Genomic DNA, 15,443 nt, shown 5'->3' with positions numbered 1-15,443 from the left:
ATTTTTCCGGGTGTTTACGTCTTTACTGAGGTGTTGGCGAAGCTGTCCCTCGTCACGGTGTTTAATTTGGCTGTGGAGTCTGCGTGATTATTTCCAACGGGTTGTTCAGGGTGTGCGTGGCTGGGGCGTTGCTGGGGCTGAGTCTTTGCGCCACGGCGCGGGTGCAGGAGCAACAGGCCTCGGCCGAGATTCGCCGTACCGGTTTTGGTGTCCCGCATATCCGGGCCAGCGACGAGCGCGGGCTGGGTTATGGCATCGGTTACGCCTATGCCCAGGACAACCTCTGCCTGTTGGCCAATGAGGTGGTGACGGTCAACGGCGAGCGCGCCAGGTACTTTGGCCCTGAGCAGGCCACCCTGGAAGGGCGCAACAACCTCACCAACGACGTGTTCTTCACCTGGCTGAACACGCCCGAGGCCGTTGCGGCGTTCTGGAAGGCACAGACCCCGGCGATGCAGCAGCGCATCGAAGGGTATGTCGCCGGCTACAACCGTTACCTCAAGGAGCGTACCGCCCAGGGTTTGCCGGCGCAGTGCCAGGCGGCATGGGTACGGCCGATCACGGCTGAAGACCTGGTCAAGGTGACCCGCCGGCTGCTGGTGGAAGGTGGCGTCGGGCAGTTTGCCGAGGCCTTGGTGGGCGCCACGCCGCCGAATGCCGTCGCCCAAATGGACGCCAAGGCGTTTGAGGTGGCCGCCGCCAACCAGCAACGCTTCGCCCTGGACCGCGGCAGCAACGCTGTTGCCGTGGGCCGCGACCGCTCGTTCAACGGCCGCGGCATGCTGCTGGCCAATCCGCATTTCCCTTGGGTGGGCGGCATGCGTTTCTACGAGATGCACCTGACCATTCCCGGCCAACTGGATGTGATGGGCGCTGCCTTGCCGGGGCTGCCGGTGATCAACATCGGCTTCAACCAGCACGTGGCCTGGACCCACACGGTCGATACCTCCAAACACTTCACCCTGTACCGCCTGACCCTGGACCCGAAAGACCCGACCCGCTACCTGCTGGACGGCAAATCCGTGCCCATGGACAAAGCCACTATCAAGGTGACGGTGAAAGCCGCCGACGGCACTACCAAGCAACAGTCCCGCACCGTCTACAGCTCGCAGTTCGGCCCGGTGGTGCAATGGCCGGGCAAGCTGGACTGGGACAACAAATATGCCTTCAGCCTGCGGGACGCCAACCTGGGCAACGACCGGGTGCTGCAACAGTGGTACGCGATGAACCGCGCCGCGAACCTCAAGGACCTGCAAGCCTCGGTGCACACCCTGCAAGGCATCCCGTGGGTCAACACCGTGGCGGCGGATGACCAGGGCCAGAGCCTGTACATGAACCTGTCGGTGGTGCCGAACGTCAGCGCGAAAAAACTCGCGCAGTGCAGCGACCCGCGCGTCGGCCTGCAGTTCATCATGCTCGACGGCTCCCGCAGCGCCTGCGCCTGGGACATAGACCCGCGCGCCGCCCAGGCCGGGATCTTCCCGGCCGATCAACTGCCGCAACTTGAGCGCACTGACTATGTGCAGCACTCCAACGACTCGGCATGGCTGGTCAACCCCAAGGCTCCGTTGACCGGTTTCTCACCGGTGATCAGCCAGGAAAAAATCGGCCTGGGCCCACGTGCCCGTTTCGCCTTGCAGCGCTTGCAGGAACTCGATAAGCAGCCGATCAAGGTCGTCGACTTGCAGAACATGGTCATGGACAACCAGGTGTACCTCGCCGGCCAGGTCATGCCTGACTTGCTGAAATTCTGCGCGGGTGCAGACGCCGGCGTGAAATCAGTGTGCGACAGCCTGAAAAGCTGGGACCAGCGGGCCAACCTCGACAGCGGCCTGGGCCTGGTGCACTTCATGAACCTGGCGGAGCAACTGGCCCAGGCGCCCGATGCGTGGAAGGTGGGCTTCGACCCTGCGCAACCGCTGACCACGCCGCGTGGGCTGGCGGTCGAGCGAGCAAACGTGGCCAAGGCACTGCATGACGCGATGCTGGCCTCAGCCGCCGACGTGGCCAAACGCGGGCTGACCGCCGACAGCCGCTGGGGTGATATCCAGGTCTCGGGCCAAACGCCGATCCATGGCGGCCCGCAAGAGCTGGGCGTGTACAACGCCATGCAAAGCGTGCCCCGGGCGGATGGTAAACGCGAGGTGGTCAGCGGCAGCAGCTACCTGCAGATCGTGACGTTCGACGAGAAGGGCCCGAAGGCCGAGGGCGTACTGGCGTTCTCCTTGTCCAGCGACCCGGCGTCGAAATACTTCAAGGACCAGACCCAGGCGTTCTCCGAGAAAAAGCTCAGCCCGCTGCCGTTTACCGAAGAGCAGATCAAGGCGGACCCGCAGTACCAATTGCAGGTTATCCGTGACAAGGAAGAGGCCGGGCGGTAGGGTAGCCCACGGGAATCGATGCCCCTTGAGAGAATATTTTTTGAAATCAAGGGGTTGCAAGCCCTGGCAAATGAGTACATAATTGCGCCCATCGAACGCACTGAAGCATTAAAAACTTCAATGTTTTCAATGAGATAGAGTAGAGGCAAGCTTCACACAGCCCACTCAAGTTTGTATGCGGTGAATGTCGGTTGTAAGGCATTGATCGTTTGAGGCCGAGTAGCAAAATGGTTATGCAGCGGATTGCAAATCCGCCTACGCCGGTTCGATTCCGACCTCGGCCTCCACTCTTAAAAGCCCCGTAGATTAACGTCTACGGGGTTTTTTATTGCCTCTGGGAAAGGCGTCGTAGTGGTGCGCTTCAAACCGCCCTCGCAGCGTTGGCTTCCACTCCCAATCCGACTACCATCGCGCTTTTACTCTAGGGATGGACAGATGTTTCCAAGGTATTTGCGATGGGTGTTTCTTGTTTGCGTGATCTGCAACGTCTTGCAGTTGCTGTTGCTCGGCTTCCAGGCCTATTCGGGCTCGGTGCCTCCCACCAAGATGATCATGCCGATAGTGATGATCGTCGTATTCGGCTGGATGGCCACTCAATCGACCAAAACGAAGTAAGCCTCAATCTGCCATCCCCGGCTCCCGAATCATGCCTTTGCGACCTCCGCGCTATCATCTGGCGGTTTCGTAATCCTGTAACTGCGCAGTGACGATATGTGGGCGGTGAACATCCAGAACGCAACTGACGCCGTGTAAATCGGTATCGAAAGGGTTGTGTGTAGCCAACCTGGGGCTTTACTCGTCAGCGGGTAATTCACAACTTACTGAAAGACCTATCATCGATAGGCGTGGCAGAAAAAAGGCCCGCGAGTACGGGCCTTTCTCACAGCGTATGGCGACTTACTTGAACAGGCCGCCAATTGCGTTGATCGCATCCGCAGCCTTGTTCACGTTTTGCTGGTTTTGGGGGTTGTTGCTCACTTGCGCCTGGGCGTTGTAGTTGCTGTTACTGCAACTTTTGTTGGTTTGTGTCAGTGCCGCTTGGAACGCCGTCGCGCGCAAGGTATCGCCCTTGGCATTGGCAGCATTGATATTCGCCTGCAGGTCACGGACCTGTTGCTGGCAGGAGGCGTTATTGGCGTTGACAGTGTTGTTGCTGTTGCTGGCGCCACCCAAGGCAGACGACAGGGCGCCTGTGAGGGCGGACAGGTCGGCAGCATGGACGGGCAGGGTGAGCAGGCTGAACAGGGCGGCGGCAGGTGCGAGTTTGGAAAGACGCATGGCAAACCTCAATGTTTTATTGCCTGCGCACAGAGGGGAACCCGAGCCGGCGCAGAACAATATCCGTATAGAGGTGGCGCCCGGGTGCAGCGAAATATAGGGGGGCGACTTTTGACCTTCAACGCCGGGATTCGATAAGTGTGCGTTGTTTCACGTTGTTTGTCAGACGTTGCTCATGACTGGCTGGTCGCCCAGGCTGCGACGTCGTGCACATTGTGGGTGCCTGACGCCACGCCTGAGGGAGTGGGTTAGTGCGGTTTCAAGCAATCCAGCGCCTGATCCGCCAAGGTCCTGGCCATGCCGATCAGGTGCAGGGTGGAGCGCGCCATGTCGCGGCTTTCCTCAGTTGCATTCTGAGCGGTGCCCTCAGCCGTTGCGGCTGCGCAGCGCAGTAGTTCGGAGAGTTGGGCAATGGCGTCTTCAAAGCTGACGTCCTGGTGAACGGTGAATATTGGATGGGTAACGGGATCGGGTTGCAGGTAATGACTCAGGGCGCGCTCAAAGGCTTCGCGGTCACGGGTGACGCGGGGCGGGTCGGGGACGATCTTGTTCATGCATAAGCTCCTACTGATGGGGAGCCATCCTCGTGTCGGTCTCACTCGACAAAAGGTGGCAGCTATGTGCAGGGTGAGAAAACCGGACAGTAGGACTCCGGCCAGACCGAAGTCTGCCCGCACACAGCCGCCATAGAGCATGCTACAGACGGTAGTGGCGCTTGGCGCCTACTGGTTCCAGGTTCTCACACCCGATCGCTGATATGCAGCGACGGAGCGAAGACTAGCCAGTGGTTCCAGCGGGCACAAGGCCGAAAGATTCTCTAGGAAACGTCACGCAAGTTAAAGCGATTTGCCTTGCTGGCCTTTAAAAAATCGGGTGGTGTTCAACGGTGTTTGGGGACGCCCGATAGTCTCGCCAGCAGCGTCAATGCCACGATTGCCCAGCCAAAGTTGAGTGCCACAAACATCCACTCAGCTGGGTTTGTGCCCAGGAATATCATCGAGGTTGTCGTTAAAAAAACAATCAAAAACCCAATAGGGAGCCAGAACCAGAGAGGCCTCTGACGCTGGCACGCCTCTACCTCCAACGGATTTTGTTCATGGAGCGTCATCTGGGGTCGGCCTCGGTAACCTGCTGCTTCCTTGCCGGTGTTGAGCTCAAGAGCGTTATCCTGAGCAATGAGGCCGGGCGATGCAAGGCTCATTCGCCCTTAGTTCCCATCAATCAATCGAAGCGCGAGATCGGCGCTGAAAGTGCCTGCTATTGGCCCGCCATGACACTCTGTTTTTGGCGACGATGCGCCGTCTGAATTACCGGGCAGTTTGATCCACAAGGCAACCAACTGAGGCGAAAGCACTTGCGGCGCAATGCCGAGCCTGCGGCCTGGCGGGTTGCACCAGTCGCCAGGAATCGCACCATTGCCGTTGCGGCTGGTGTCCACCGCGATGGCCTTTGTATAGCTGAATTCGCTTAACAACCTGCTGTTGATTGCATCCCCGTAACTGCGCACCTGGGCGAGGGTGTAGAAGTTGGCAATATTCAGGGCAAACCCGCGGGCCTGTTTTACACCGGCTGCATTCAACGCCTCGGCCATGGCGGCTGGGGATTTCCAGCCTGGATTGCCGGCGTCCAGATAAACATCGGTGTGTGGCGCGCGCTGCTTGAGCCCCGACACGGCATAGTTGAGCAGCGTCAGCCGTTCGGCGCGTTTGTCGCTGCCCAGGCACTGCATGTCGGCCAACGCATCCGGCTCCAGAATGACCACCGCCGGGTTGCTTCCAATACCGGTGATCAAATGGTCGATCCAGGTTCGGTACGCTGTCGCATCCGGCGCGCCACCCTTCGAGGCGCCGCCGCTGCAATCACGGTGAGGCAGGTTGTAGGCCACCAGGATCGGGATTTTATCGGTGCTGGCGGCGGCCGAGACGTAGCGACTGACTCGGTCGGTGAGTCTGTCGGCAGTCTGGCTGGTGCCGGTCAGCCACAGGGCGCTGGGTACGTTTGCAATCGCTGAGCGGATCCTTGCTGTGGCCGGCGTATCGGGATTGTGCTGCACCCATTGTGCCGCGCTGGACTGCGGATTGGCGTAGAAACCATCGCCCGCGTGGGCAGCAGGCAGCATTAACAGGTAGAAAACGCCGGCGGCAAGGGTAGCGATCTTGATCACGCTCTACACCAGAAAAGGGCATGGGCCGCCACGTTAGAACTACTCCTTGCCCACGTCACGTGAAGCTGGATGAAGCTTGCAGGGTAGCCGGCTGAATCGTGAGCATTCCACAGTTCTACATTCACCTGATGACCGCTCATAGCATCCTTCGCCATAACGGCGTGCCGCTCGTAAAGGCCGATTGTGTGCCGCCTATGTTTGGCTTCGTGCGCCGACGATAGGCAGGCTGTAACGCTCTTTGCAGCACGCAGCCGCAAGTGCGGCGCGCTATCGCGAATGAAGTGTATGCCTGCATCTCCCCGTAGCTGTACGGGGCACACGCCGGCATAACGGTCTACTGTCGTGGCCACAGTACTTCGTTCGGATCTCGCGCCATGCTCATGTCTTCAAGCCTCTTGTCAGCCTTCGCGCTGTTCGCCTTTGTGTCCTCGATCACCCCCGGCCCCAATAACACGATGTTGCTGGCGTCCGGGGTGAACTTCGGTTTTATCCGTTCGATTCCCCACGCACTGGGCATCAGCATTGGCTTTATGTTGTTGGTGATCGCGGTGGGCCTGGGGCTCGGCGAGGTGTTCAAGGCGCTGCCGTGGGCTTACACCGTATTGCGTTATGTGGGGGCGGCGTATTTGCTGTACCTGGCCTGGAAGATCGCAACGTCCAGCGGGATGTCCGATGACACCGATGGCAAGCGCAAACCCATGACCTTCCTCGGCGCGGCGGCGTTCCAGTGGGTGAATCCCAAGGCCTGGGTCATGGCGCTGGGCGCGATCACCACCTACACGCCTGCGCAAGGGTATGTCGGCAATGTGCTGTTGATTGCGGCGGTGTTTGCCCTGGTGAACCTGCCCAGCGTTTGCGTATGGGTGGGCTGCGGCAGCAGCTTGCGCAATGTGCTGCGCGAGCCGCGCTGGTTGCGGGTGTTCAACTGGTCGATGGCGGGGTTGTTGGTGCTGTCGTTGTATCCGATGTTTTTCGTGGGCTGAAACGCCCCCCTGAGCGCAGGCGCCGGGGGCGTCAGCGGGCTGTGAACCCTAGACCGGTGAGATGGTGGCAAGCAGACCAATCGCGATGGTCAGCGCAAGAAAACCGAACAGGAAAAATGCCATCTTAGCCATAAGGCCTCCGAAATGAACGGGCCGGCAGGACGTTTCCTGTCGGGCTCCCCGGGCGTGTCGGGAGTGGCTGTATTGTCAGGGCCGGGCGGGTTTCGATACAGGGGCAGATGCAAAAGAAAAAAGCGTATCAGATGTCCTCGGGTGCCGCAGGAGCCGTAAAACCGGGGATGATGATTTTCGGGTATCAGGCAATAAACAGCAGCTCAGTGACGTTTCCAGCGCAATGGTGAGCGCCCCAAGGCCCGGTCAAGGAACTAACCTTTTGCGCTGAGTATCGTATCCACGATTTTGCAGCGCAATTGAAGGCAAAGCGCAGTGGGGATGGCTATTCTCAAGCGGCGCTGGAGTGGGTTCCTTGACGTGTTTTCAACGGGGCGAGTAGGCAAATGGGCAAAACGTTGGCTGCGCTGTCGTTTTTGATGACCCTGGTTTGGGTCTCAGTGGTGATTGCGGTAATGACTTATTTTTCTTAGTGCGCCCGGGGGCAGGGGTCGTGCCTGCCGACGGGGCGTGCCTGGTCGTGACTCACGACCGCCGTCGAAATCTGTAGATCACTGATCTGGCGAGCTTTTTTGTTGGCCGGCGCATCGCTTGTTTGTTTGAAAAAGCCTGTTCTCGACCTTGCATCGAGGGGGCTGGATCTATATATTCCCTAGCCTGCTGCAACGCGCAAGGGCTTATAACGCTGCCTGGCTTGCTGCATAGCGCTACCGCCCGAATGGCGAAACTGGTAGACGCATGGGACTTAAAATCCCCCGCTCGTAAGGGCGTGCCGGTTCGATTCCGGCTTCGGGCACCATCATATTCAAGGACCTGCATGATTTATCATGCAGGTCCTTTTTGTTTGCGCTCCGCAATTTCAACTCCTGCGCCGGCGGCTTTCCGCGCTGCGTCAAATCTCCCTCGTACCCGGCTGAAATCTGCTCAAGGGCAAATTTTTGCACCTTGCGCATCTCCTCCTTTCGCAGCACCCAAATGTAGCCAAATGTACACGAGGGTAAATGTTTCGAAATGTGAGAAAAATGTCCAACTCAATTTGGTAATTGAGTTAGATTCCTATTAGCGTTCTCAAGTATTAACGCGCTTGACTCACTTGTCGTAGGAATTCCCGTTTTGAAACATCACCTTTCCGCCAGTCTGTTGCTTGCGGGCGCTTGCAGCGCTGCGTCCCTGGTTTATGCCGCCGAAGACTTGACGTTGCCGACTACCCAGATCGAAGCGAGTAGTGAACCTATTGACGGTCCAACCGTGGGCTACAAGAGCAACCCGTCGTCCAGCACTACTCGTCTGGGGCTGACAGACAAGCAAACCCCGCAAGCCGTGACCACCATCACCCGGCAAGCCATGGACGACTTCAAGATCACTGGTATCAAGGACGCGCTGCGCTCCGCACCCTCGGTGACCGTGGAGCAAACCGAAACCGATCGCACGGAATTCACCTCGCGGGGCTTCGATATCAACAACTTTGAATACGACGGCGTGGGCATGCCATTCGTGGGAACTGTGTTGGTCGGTGATCAGGACTTGGCCGAGTTCGAACAGATCGACGTCCTGCATGGTGCCAATGGCTTGATGAGTGGCGCTGGCAACCCGTCGGCCACGGTCAATTTCGTACGCAAGCGCCCGACCGAGACCTTCCAGGCGCAAATCGATACCAGCGTCAGCTCCTGGGATGGTCGTCGTGTGGCCGTGGACGTTTCCGGCCCGTTGACGGATACCGGCAACGTACGTGGGCGCTTTATTTATTCCCACGACAAGGGCAACTCATGGATGGATCGATACAGCCATGAGCGCAACGTCGCTGCCGGTCTGTTGGCGTTCGATGTGTCCGATGCCGACACCGTGACCGTGGGCTTCTCCCAGCACGACAGCGATTCAAACGGTAGCACCTGGGGCAACTTGCCGCTGGTGGATAACGACGGCAACGCCATTCACTATGGCAGCCGCAGTTCAAGCATCGGCCAGCCGTGGACCTATTGGAACCTGCGTACCCAGCGTACATTCGCTGAGCTCAAACATGATTTTGGCAATGGCTGGAACGCTACGGTCACGGCCACTGGCATCACCGAAAAGCAAGATACCAACATGATGTATGTCGCCGGGGTCAGCGGTGATGACGCCTCAGTATTTGCCGCCAACACCACCAGCGAGGCTCATCAATTGCTGGGCGAGGCCAAGGTCTCCGGCCCGTTCAGCCTGTTTGGCCGAGAGCATGAATTGACCTTCGGCGCCGCCTATGGCCGCACCCATCAAAAAGCCCGCGAATACGATGCGGCTGCAGATGGCTATTACGACGCGTCATTCTCGGATGTGCTGGCGGGTAATTTGGCGCATCCATCGTTCCTGTTTACCAGCGACGCCAATACTCAGAATTTTACGGACACCCAGAAGAGCGTGTACGCCGGTGCACGATTCAGTCTGGCCGATGATCTGCACTGGATCGCCGGCGCGCGGATGATCAGCCTGGACGCTTCCGGCGACAGCTATGGTTCCGACTACTACACCCGTGCCCATGGCAAGGTGACGCCTTACACCGGCCTGGTCTACGATCTGGACAAGCAGTGGAGCGTGTACGGCAGTTGGACGAAAATCTATAGCGCACAGTACAACCTGGGCAGAGACGGCAAATTGCTGGCTCCGCTTGAAGGCAAAAGCATGGAAGCGGGTGTGAAGGGCAGCTTGTTGGATGAGCGCCTCAACGTCACCGCGGCGGCGTTCAAGACCGAACAGCATAATGTCGCGGAGTACGTCGGCTTGGTCGATGGCCGGTCCGTCTACGACCCCATGGATTACAAGAGTCACGGCGTAGAGCTGCAAGCCTCCGGCGAGGCGCTACCTGGGCTGGACCTGCTCGCCGGCTATACCTACGTGCGCATCGACAACGACGACGGCGACAAGGCACGTAAATATGTGCCGACCCACAGCGTGCGCGGCATGCTCACCTATCGCTTGCCGAGCTTGCCCCAAGCCAGGGTGGGTACACGGGTAAGCTGGCAGAGTGCAGTGGAAAACGACACCAACAGTGCTATCCACCAGAACGCCTACGCCTTGCTCGATTTCATGGCCAGCTATGACATCGACAGCAACTGGAGCACGTCGCTGAACCTGAACAACGTCACCGATCGCAAATACCTGCTATCGCTTTACAACAGTGCCACCACCGCCAGCTACGGTGCCCCACGTAACCTGGTCGCTTCCGTTACCTGGAAATACTGATACCGCCTGAGGGCTCGGTGTGTTTACCCCTCACGCCGTCACCGGGCCCCTTAGCGCGCTGCAAGCTTGGTTCTTTAAGGAAAATTTCTGCGCATGACTGCACGAACCCTGCGTATCTGGTTTCTGGTCCACAAATGGACCAGCCTGATCGCTACCGTTTTCCTGTTGCTGCTGTGCCTGACGGGGCTGCCACTGATCTTTCATGAGGAGATTGAGCACTACGTCGAACCGCCTCCGCCCCTGCGTGTGCTGACCGCCGATACGCCACGAATCAACTACGACACAGTCATTGCCAGGGCACTGGCGGCACAACCGGGCGAGGTCGTGCGTTTTGTCGGCTTCGATCCGGAAAGTCCGCTCGGCACGGTGTACACGGCAACCAGCATTATGCCGCCACCGATCGAGGGTCATTCGCAATCGTTCGATACGCGCACCGGGGAGCTATTTCCTTCGGCGCCGCCGGACGATGGGTTCATGAACCTGATGTTGCGGCTGCATACCGATTTGTTCATGGGGTTGCCGGGTTATCTGTTCCTCGGCTTCATGGGTTTACTAATGGTCGCGGCGCTGGTGTCCGGCGTGGTGGTGTACACACCGTTCATGCGCAAGCTGGACTTCGCCACCGTGCGCAGTGGGCGCAGTTCGCGCTTGAAATGGCTGGACCTGCACAACGTGCTCGGCATTGCCACGCTGGCCTGGGTGTTGGTGGTGGGCGCGACAGGCGTGATCAATACGCTGGCACTGCCCATTTTTGACTTCTGGCAGAGTGACCAGTTGGCGCAGATGACCGCGCCCTACAAGGATGCGCCGCCGCTGGAACGCCTCGGGTCGTTGCAAAAAGCGCTGGATACCGCGCGCAAGGCGGCGCCAGACATGGAACCCAGCTTTATCGCCTTTCCCGGTACTCAGTTCAGCAGCCAGCACCATTACGCAGTGTTCATGCGCGGCACCACACCGCTCACCGCGCGATTGCTCAAGCCGGCCCTGGTGGATGCGAGTACCGGCGAGCTGACTGACATGCGTGAGATGCCGCTCTACGTGAAAACCTTGCTGGTTTCGCAGCCGCTGCATTTTGGTGATTACGGCGGCTTGCCGCTGAAGATCATCTGGACACTGCTCGATCTCATCAGCATCGTAATCCTTGGCAGCGGGCTCTACCTCTGGCTGAGCCGTCGCAAGGTACCGTTGCAAAAGCGTTTGGATGAGTTGAATGCCAGTGGGCCGCAAATGGAGGGCCGATCATGAGGCGCGGACTATGGATGATCTTTCGCTGGCCGCTGTTGCTGTTTTTTTTGAGCCTGTTCGGATTGCTCTCGGCACTGATCGGTAATGGCGTCTATGACCTGCTGTCATGGCTAAGCCTGGGGATGCCGTTGGGGCTGGTCGGGGTGGTTTGGCTACGGTTGCATCGGCGCTAAAGCCGCCAATACCGTCTACATTTCAAGGGCAACCCCTTTGGAGAAGACGGTGATGTTTAAATCTCGCTCGCTTGTAGCGGCTGTTACCTGCCTTGCTTTGGCAATGAGCTCAATCACAGCCTTGGCCGACCCCGGTAACGGGAAGGGGCAGGGCAATGGAAAAGACAACTCCCAAGGCGACCAGGACCACGGCAACAAGGGCAACAAGGGCAACAAGGGCAACAAGGGCAACAAGGGCAAAGGTTCCAGCGCAGATGATTGGCAGCGCGGGCCCAGCGTTGACCGGGGCGGCGTATTGGGCGTGGTCGGCGGCTACCGTGACTATTGGCGTCCAGGTCCCTCACTGCCACCCGGAATACAAAAGAATCCGGCCAGGGGGAAACCGCTTCCTCCTGGCATCGCCAAGAAGCTGGATGGCCGGTTGCTGGGCAGGCTGCCCCATTACGACGGTTATGAATGGCAACAGGCAGGCACTGATCTGATACTGGTCGCAATCGCTTCCGGCATTATTTATGAGGTTCTCAATGGCGCCTTTGATTAAGGCGCCCAGGGGATCAGTGTTTTCGCCGCCCGGATCACACTCAACGCGCTCAAGCGTTGAGTGTGAAACTCCCGTGTGGCGCCACCATCCCCATCTTACGCAATCTTGATCACCACCTTGCCAAACGCGCCCCTGGCCAGGTGTTCGTATGCCTGGCGCGCTTGGTCGAAGGGGTACACACGGTCGATCACCGGGCGAATCCTGTGCTCATTCAAGAATGCGTTCATGCGGTCAAACGACGAGCGCGGCGCTACGGCAATGCCGCGAATCGTGGTTTGGCGGAAGATCATCGGCATCAGGTTCAGTGCAGAGGTCTGGCCAGTCAGGAAGCCGATCTGGGCGATACGCCCTCCGGCTTTTGTCGCGGCGATGGATTGGTTGATGCCGTCGCCGCCTGCCACATCCAGCAGCAGGTCCACGCCCTTGCCGTCGGTGAGTTTCAATACTTCTCCTGCCCAAGCGGGATGCTTGCGGTAATTCACACCGGCAACCGCACCCAGTTTTTTCATCGCATCCAGGTTCTCATCGCGACTGGAGGTGACAATGACCTTGGCGCCAAGGGCCGTTGCAATTTGCGCAGCGAAAACAGACACCCCGCCAGTGCCCTGGACCAGAACCGTCTGGCCGGGCTCGACCTGGCCGAAATCAACCAGCGCGTACCAGGCCGTCAACGCGGCAATCGGAAGGGTCGCGGCCTCTTCATCGGACATGTTGTCGGGGGCACGTACTGCGCTGTCTTCGTGGATGATCATGTATTGCGCCAGGCCGCCCGGTAATGGCGACCCGAAGCAGTAGTCGGGTTCATCCGGGCCAGGCATGCCGTCCAGCCAGCGGGAGTAGAGATGCGAGTTGACCCGGTCCCCGATGGCGAAGCGGCTGACGCCGTCACCCACCGCAACCACAGTACCGGCTGCATCGCTGACGGGAATCAGCGGCTTGGGCACCTTGTGGGGCTCGTAGATGCCGTCAACGATGGCCTTGTCCCGGAAGTTGAGGGATACGGCCCCCACCTTTACCAGCAGCTCTCCGGCCTTGGGTACGGGAGTCTCGGTATCGCCTTGCACCAGGTTGTCCAAACCGAAATCTTTCAGAAGCCACGCTTTCATTTTCTGTCTCCAGCAACGGTGAAGGGGTAGGGGAGGCAAGCGCCTCCTGTGTGCCTGGGCCATTATTTAGTTTTCACCACGCAGCATAAATGGGCAGAACCCAACAGGATTGTTATCCTGAGTGGTAACAATCATCCCTTCGCAGGCTTCCCGAGGAACAGACGCATGGCGCTTCTACAGTCGATGCAGGTATTCGCCAAACTGGCGGAGTTGGGGAGCTTCACCAAAGTCGCGGAAGCGATGCAGACAGGCCGCCCGTATGTCACTCGCACGATTCAGGAACTAGAGGCTTCGCTGGGTGTGAGGCTGTTCCAGCGCACCACGCGCAAAGTCAGACTGACGGCTGAGGGCGAGCGATTTTACGAGCGCGTCAAAGAGATTTTGGCCACCATCGCGCAAACCACCTCCATGTTCGACCGCAGTGGTTCGACGTTGCGGGGACGGTTGCGGATCGATATTCCCACGGCCTTTTCCCAGCAGGGGTTCATGGAAAGCCTCCGGCGATTTACCCAGGCATATCCCGAGATCGAGCTGGCACTCGGCGTGACTGATCGTACGGTAGACCTCGTGGCCGAAGGCATCGATTGTGTATTGCGAATCGGTGATCTCCCGGACTCCAGCCTGGTGGCCAGGGACATTGGCAGCGCGACCATGGTGACCTGTGCATCGGCAGGTTATCTCCAGGCCTGCGGGGTACCGCAAACCCTGCAAGCGCTTGCAGGCCACCGATGTGTTGGCTTCCTGTCCGGCCAAAACAACCGGCCGCTGCCCTGGCACTTCTCGGTGGAGGACGAAGATCGTCCCCACACGCCACGTGGCGGTATCACCGTGAACGAGTCCAATGCCTACGTTCAATGCGGTGTTGCAGGCTTCGGCATCATCCAGGCGCCGGGCATTACCGTCGGTGCATTTCTCGACAGCGGAGAACTGGTTGAAGTCCTCGGCGCATTTCGTCCAAAGCCGCGCCGGGTTTCTGTGCTGTATCCAAGCAGAACCCATCTTGCACCCCAGGTAGATGCATTCGTGGATTGGCTGAAAAAGCATTTTCCGGTTCTGCACCCCGACTGGTTCAAGGCTCATTAACCCTTCATGAGGCGCGATTGCGCGGGTTGTTCGCCAGGGGCAGCGGCACGTATGATCGCAACAGCACCTTATTCGGGCGCTGAGACTCACCCCCTTTGAAGGACATGAGCATGGAAAAGCACTTCGGTAATTCAGGCCTGTTCAAGGCTGCTTCGTATCACTGCAACGAACTCCTGGGCCGCGGCATCGCGCGCTGGGAGCTGAAAAATATTGCGCTGAATACGAAGGAGTTTTTGATATGTCCAAAGAATTACTCGGAGTTTCTGCTCTAGGGTTGATGGTGGTCGGTGAGTTTTGTGCAATCTACAGTGAGGTGGTAACCGCCAGGCTTGCCCAGACAGGGCATGGTTCATGGGAGGCGTTCGTACTGCCCGTTGTGCTGATGTGTTTTGCAGGGCTTTGCCTGCTGGGAGCGTATTGGCTGGGGTATATGGCTGTCGGTGATATCTGGGTTGTCACCGTGGTCTCGGTCACCTCTTTGCTGCTGCTTGAGCCGGTGGTGGTCTGGTCTCTGTTTCATGAAGCACCAGGACGTGGCGCACTGATTGGGTTCGTCCTGGGCGCCCTGGGCATGCTGTCCACTGTATTGCTTTAACTCAGCCCTCTGGCCCGGCAATCATGCGCCGGGCCAGCTCGCCGTCGTTGCAGTATTCATAAAACCACGGAGTCGCGAGCCTATGTCGATTACTGCTGGCCTGTTTACGCGTCAGTTCTTTCATGGCACCCGTGCCGATCTGGAGCCCGGCGATCTGATCCGCGTCGGCTACCCGTCCAATTTCACCGAAGGCAAACCACTTTCCTGGGTGTATTTCGCGGGCACGCTGGATGCGGCCATCTGGGGCGCTGAACTGGCGCTTGGCAGTGGGCGGGAACGGATCTATGTGGTGGAGCCAACGGGGTCAATCATCGATGACCCCAACGTGACGGATAAGAAATTCCCCGGCAACCCCACGCTTTCCTATCGTTCAACCGACCCGTTGTGGGTCGTGGCCGAACTGACGAAATGGCAAGGGCATCCGCCTGAGCGGTTGCAGCAGATGAGGGACAATCTCGCCCGTTTGAAGGCCGAGGGTCGCGATGTCATCATCGATTGATATGATCAGGAACCAACGGGCGTCGCCAGATAGCCAAGTGGTTTTTT

Annotated in this window: 17 protein-coding genes and 2 tRNA genes; 14 read left to right on the top strand and 5 right to left on the bottom strand. The window is 58.8% G+C overall.

Annotated elements, in window-relative coordinates; translation table 11 throughout:
- Positions 1–83 precede the first annotated feature (83 nt).
- The 3 genes from M2400_RS27180 to M2400_RS27170 all read left to right on the top strand — a co-directional run bounded on the left by M2400_RS27180 (position 84) and on the right by M2400_RS27170 (position 2,996).
- Entirely contained in the window at positions 84–2,381 is a 2,298-nt protein-coding gene (locus M2400_RS27180) for an acylase (RefSeq protein WP_259199016.1), read from the top strand.
- 213 nt (positions 2,382–2,594) lie between these two features.
- A tRNA-Cys gene (locus M2400_RS27175) sits at positions 2,595–2,668 on the top strand.
- 148 nt (positions 2,669–2,816) lie between these two features.
- Positions 2,817–2,996, top strand: coding sequence for a hypothetical protein (locus M2400_RS27170; protein WP_177041873.1), 180 nt, complete (start codon positions 2,817–2,819; stop codon positions 2,994–2,996).
- Between the two features lie 282 nt (positions 2,997–3,278).
- Here the strand turns inward: M2400_RS27170 and M2400_RS27165 are convergent, their stop codons facing one another.
- The 4 genes from M2400_RS27165 to M2400_RS27150 all read right to left on the bottom strand — a co-directional run bounded on the left by M2400_RS27165 (position 3,279) and on the right by M2400_RS27150 (position 5,823).
- A complete protein-coding gene (locus M2400_RS27165) occupies positions 3,279–3,659 on the bottom strand; it encodes a DUF1090 family protein (RefSeq protein WP_177041875.1) in 381 nt (126 codons plus the stop codon).
- Positions 3,660–3,907: 248 nt separating this feature from the next.
- The gene (locus tag M2400_RS27160) at positions 3,908–4,213 is read right to left on the bottom strand and encodes a DUF6124 family protein (protein WP_177041877.1); all 306 of its coding nucleotides are present in this window, start codon (positions 4,211–4,213) and stop codon (positions 3,908–3,910) included.
- A gap of 326 nt (positions 4,214–4,539) precedes the next feature.
- Positions 4,540–4,860, bottom strand: a complete 321-nt coding sequence (locus M2400_RS27155) for a hypothetical protein (protein WP_259199017.1) — start codon at positions 4,858–4,860, stop codon at positions 4,540–4,542.
- Between the two features lie 6 nt (positions 4,861–4,866).
- Positions 4,867–5,823, bottom strand: a complete 957-nt coding sequence (locus M2400_RS27150; RefSeq protein ID WP_259199018.1) for a glycoside hydrolase family 6 protein — start codon at positions 5,821–5,823, stop codon at positions 4,867–4,869.
- A gap of 98 nt (positions 5,824–5,921) precedes the next feature.
- Between M2400_RS27150 and M2400_RS27145 the strand changes: the two genes are divergently transcribed.
- The 7 genes from M2400_RS27145 (at position 5,922) to M2400_RS27115 (ending at position 12,113) form a co-directional block, all read left to right on the top strand.
- Entirely contained in the window at positions 5,922–6,044 is a 123-nt protein-coding gene (locus M2400_RS27145; RefSeq protein ID WP_256390365.1) for a DUF1993 family protein, read from the top strand.
- Between the two features lie 153 nt (positions 6,045–6,197).
- The gene (locus M2400_RS27140; RefSeq protein WP_177114686.1) at positions 6,198–6,806 is read left to right on the top strand and encodes a LysE family translocator; all 609 of its coding nucleotides are present in this window, start codon (positions 6,198–6,200) and stop codon (positions 6,804–6,806) included.
- Positions 6,807–7,650: 844 nt separating this feature from the next.
- A tRNA-Leu gene (locus M2400_RS27135) sits at positions 7,651–7,737 on the top strand.
- A 314-nt stretch (positions 7,738–8,051) separates the two neighbouring features.
- Entirely contained in the window at positions 8,052–10,154 is a 2,103-nt protein-coding gene (locus M2400_RS27130; protein WP_256348031.1) for a TonB-dependent siderophore receptor, read from the top strand.
- A gap of 93 nt (positions 10,155–10,247) precedes the next feature.
- Complete coding sequence (locus tag M2400_RS27125) at positions 10,248–11,399, top strand: PepSY domain-containing protein (protein ID WP_259199019.1); 1,152 nt, start codon at positions 10,248–10,250, stop codon at positions 11,397–11,399.
- On the top strand, positions 11,396–11,572 hold the full coding sequence (locus M2400_RS27120) for a hypothetical protein (RefSeq protein WP_259199020.1): 177 nt from the start codon (positions 11,396–11,398) through the stop codon (positions 11,570–11,572). Before M2400_RS27125 ends, M2400_RS27120 begins: the two co-directional genes overlap by 4 nt.
- A 52-nt stretch (positions 11,573–11,624) precedes the next feature.
- A complete protein-coding gene (locus tag M2400_RS27115) occupies positions 11,625–12,113 on the top strand; it encodes an RcnB family protein (protein WP_259199021.1) in 489 nt (162 codons plus the stop codon).
- Between the two features lie 95 nt (positions 12,114–12,208).
- Here M2400_RS27115 and M2400_RS27110 read toward each other — a convergent pair whose 3' ends face one another.
- A complete protein-coding gene (locus M2400_RS27110; protein WP_177114690.1) occupies positions 12,209–13,219 on the bottom strand; it encodes an NAD(P)-dependent alcohol dehydrogenase in 1,011 nt (336 codons plus the stop codon).
- A 183-nt stretch (positions 13,220–13,402) separates the two neighbouring features.
- On the opposite strand from M2400_RS27110, the gene M2400_RS27105 reads away from it, so the two are divergent.
- The 4 genes from M2400_RS27105 (at position 13,403) to arr (ending at position 15,396) form a co-directional block, all read left to right on the top strand.
- Positions 13,403–14,302 (top strand): LysR family transcriptional regulator, encoded by a 900-nt coding sequence (locus M2400_RS27105; protein WP_177076648.1) that lies wholly within the window; start codon positions 13,403–13,405, stop codon positions 14,300–14,302.
- A gap of 110 nt (positions 14,303–14,412) precedes the next feature.
- Positions 14,413–14,574 (top strand): hypothetical protein, encoded by a 162-nt coding sequence (locus tag M2400_RS27100; protein ID WP_259199022.1) that lies wholly within the window; start codon positions 14,413–14,415, stop codon positions 14,572–14,574.
- Between the two features lie 5 nt (positions 14,575–14,579).
- A complete protein-coding gene (locus M2400_RS27095) occupies positions 14,580–14,897 on the top strand; it encodes a hypothetical protein (protein ID WP_177114748.1) in 318 nt (105 codons plus the stop codon).
- Positions 14,898–14,979: 82 nt separating this feature from the next.
- Positions 14,980–15,396 (top strand): NAD(+)--rifampin ADP-ribosyltransferase, encoded by a 417-nt coding sequence (arr, locus tag M2400_RS27090; RefSeq protein ID WP_259199023.1) that lies wholly within the window; start codon positions 14,980–14,982, stop codon positions 15,394–15,396.
- Positions 15,397–15,443: the final 47 nt, after the last annotated feature.

This window comes from Pseudomonas sp. BIGb0558 (genome assembly GCF_024807515.1).
GTDB lineage: Bacteria > Pseudomonadota > Gammaproteobacteria > Pseudomonadales > Pseudomonadaceae > Aquipseudomonas > Aquipseudomonas yamanorum_A.
The sequence above is the reverse complement of the archived record's forward strand: the minus strand, read 5'-3'. Positions and strand labels throughout refer to the sequence as shown.

What these genes read in the sequence shown, in the direction of transcription:
- M2400_RS27120 (WP_259199020.1), top strand. Translation starts at nt 11,396, where the DNA reads ATGAGGCGCGGACTATGGATGATCTTTCGCTGGCCGCTGTTGCTGTTT.
- M2400_RS27165 (WP_177041875.1), bottom strand. Translation starts at nt 3,659, where the DNA reads ATGCGTCTTTCCAAACTCGCACCTGCCGCCGCCCTGTTCAGCCTGCTC.
- M2400_RS27115 (WP_259199021.1), top strand. Translation starts at nt 11,625, where the DNA reads ATGTTTAAATCTCGCTCGCTTGTAGCGGCTGTTACCTGCCTTGCTTTG.
- M2400_RS27105 (WP_177076648.1), top strand. Translation starts at nt 13,403, where the DNA reads ATGCAGGTATTCGCCAAACTGGCGGAGTTGGGGAGCTTCACCAAAGTC.
- M2400_RS27140 (WP_177114686.1), top strand. Translation starts at nt 6,198, where the DNA reads ATGCTCATGTCTTCAAGCCTCTTGTCAGCCTTCGCGCTGTTCGCCTTT.
- M2400_RS27155 (WP_259199017.1), bottom strand. Translation starts at nt 4,860, where the DNA reads ATGAGCCTTGCATCGCCCGGCCTCATTGCTCAGGATAACGCTCTTGAG.
- M2400_RS27170 (WP_177041873.1), top strand. Translation starts at nt 2,817, where the DNA reads ATGTTTCCAAGGTATTTGCGATGGGTGTTTCTTGTTTGCGTGATCTGC.
- M2400_RS27100 (WP_259199022.1), top strand. Translation starts at nt 14,413, where the DNA reads ATGGAAAAGCACTTCGGTAATTCAGGCCTGTTCAAGGCTGCTTCGTAT.
- arr (WP_259199023.1), top strand. Translation starts at nt 14,980, where the DNA reads ATGTCGATTACTGCTGGCCTGTTTACGCGTCAGTTCTTTCATGGCACC.
- M2400_RS27110 (WP_177114690.1), bottom strand. Translation starts at nt 13,219, where the DNA reads ATGAAAGCGTGGCTTCTGAAAGATTTCGGTTTGGACAACCTGGTGCAA.
- M2400_RS27125 (WP_259199019.1), top strand. Translation starts at nt 10,248, where the DNA reads ATGACTGCACGAACCCTGCGTATCTGGTTTCTGGTCCACAAATGGACC.
- M2400_RS27160 (WP_177041877.1), bottom strand. Translation starts at nt 4,213, where the DNA reads ATGAACAAGATCGTCCCCGACCCGCCCCGCGTCACCCGTGACCGCGAA.
- M2400_RS27095 (WP_177114748.1), top strand. Translation starts at nt 14,580, where the DNA reads ATGGTGGTCGGTGAGTTTTGTGCAATCTACAGTGAGGTGGTAACCGCC.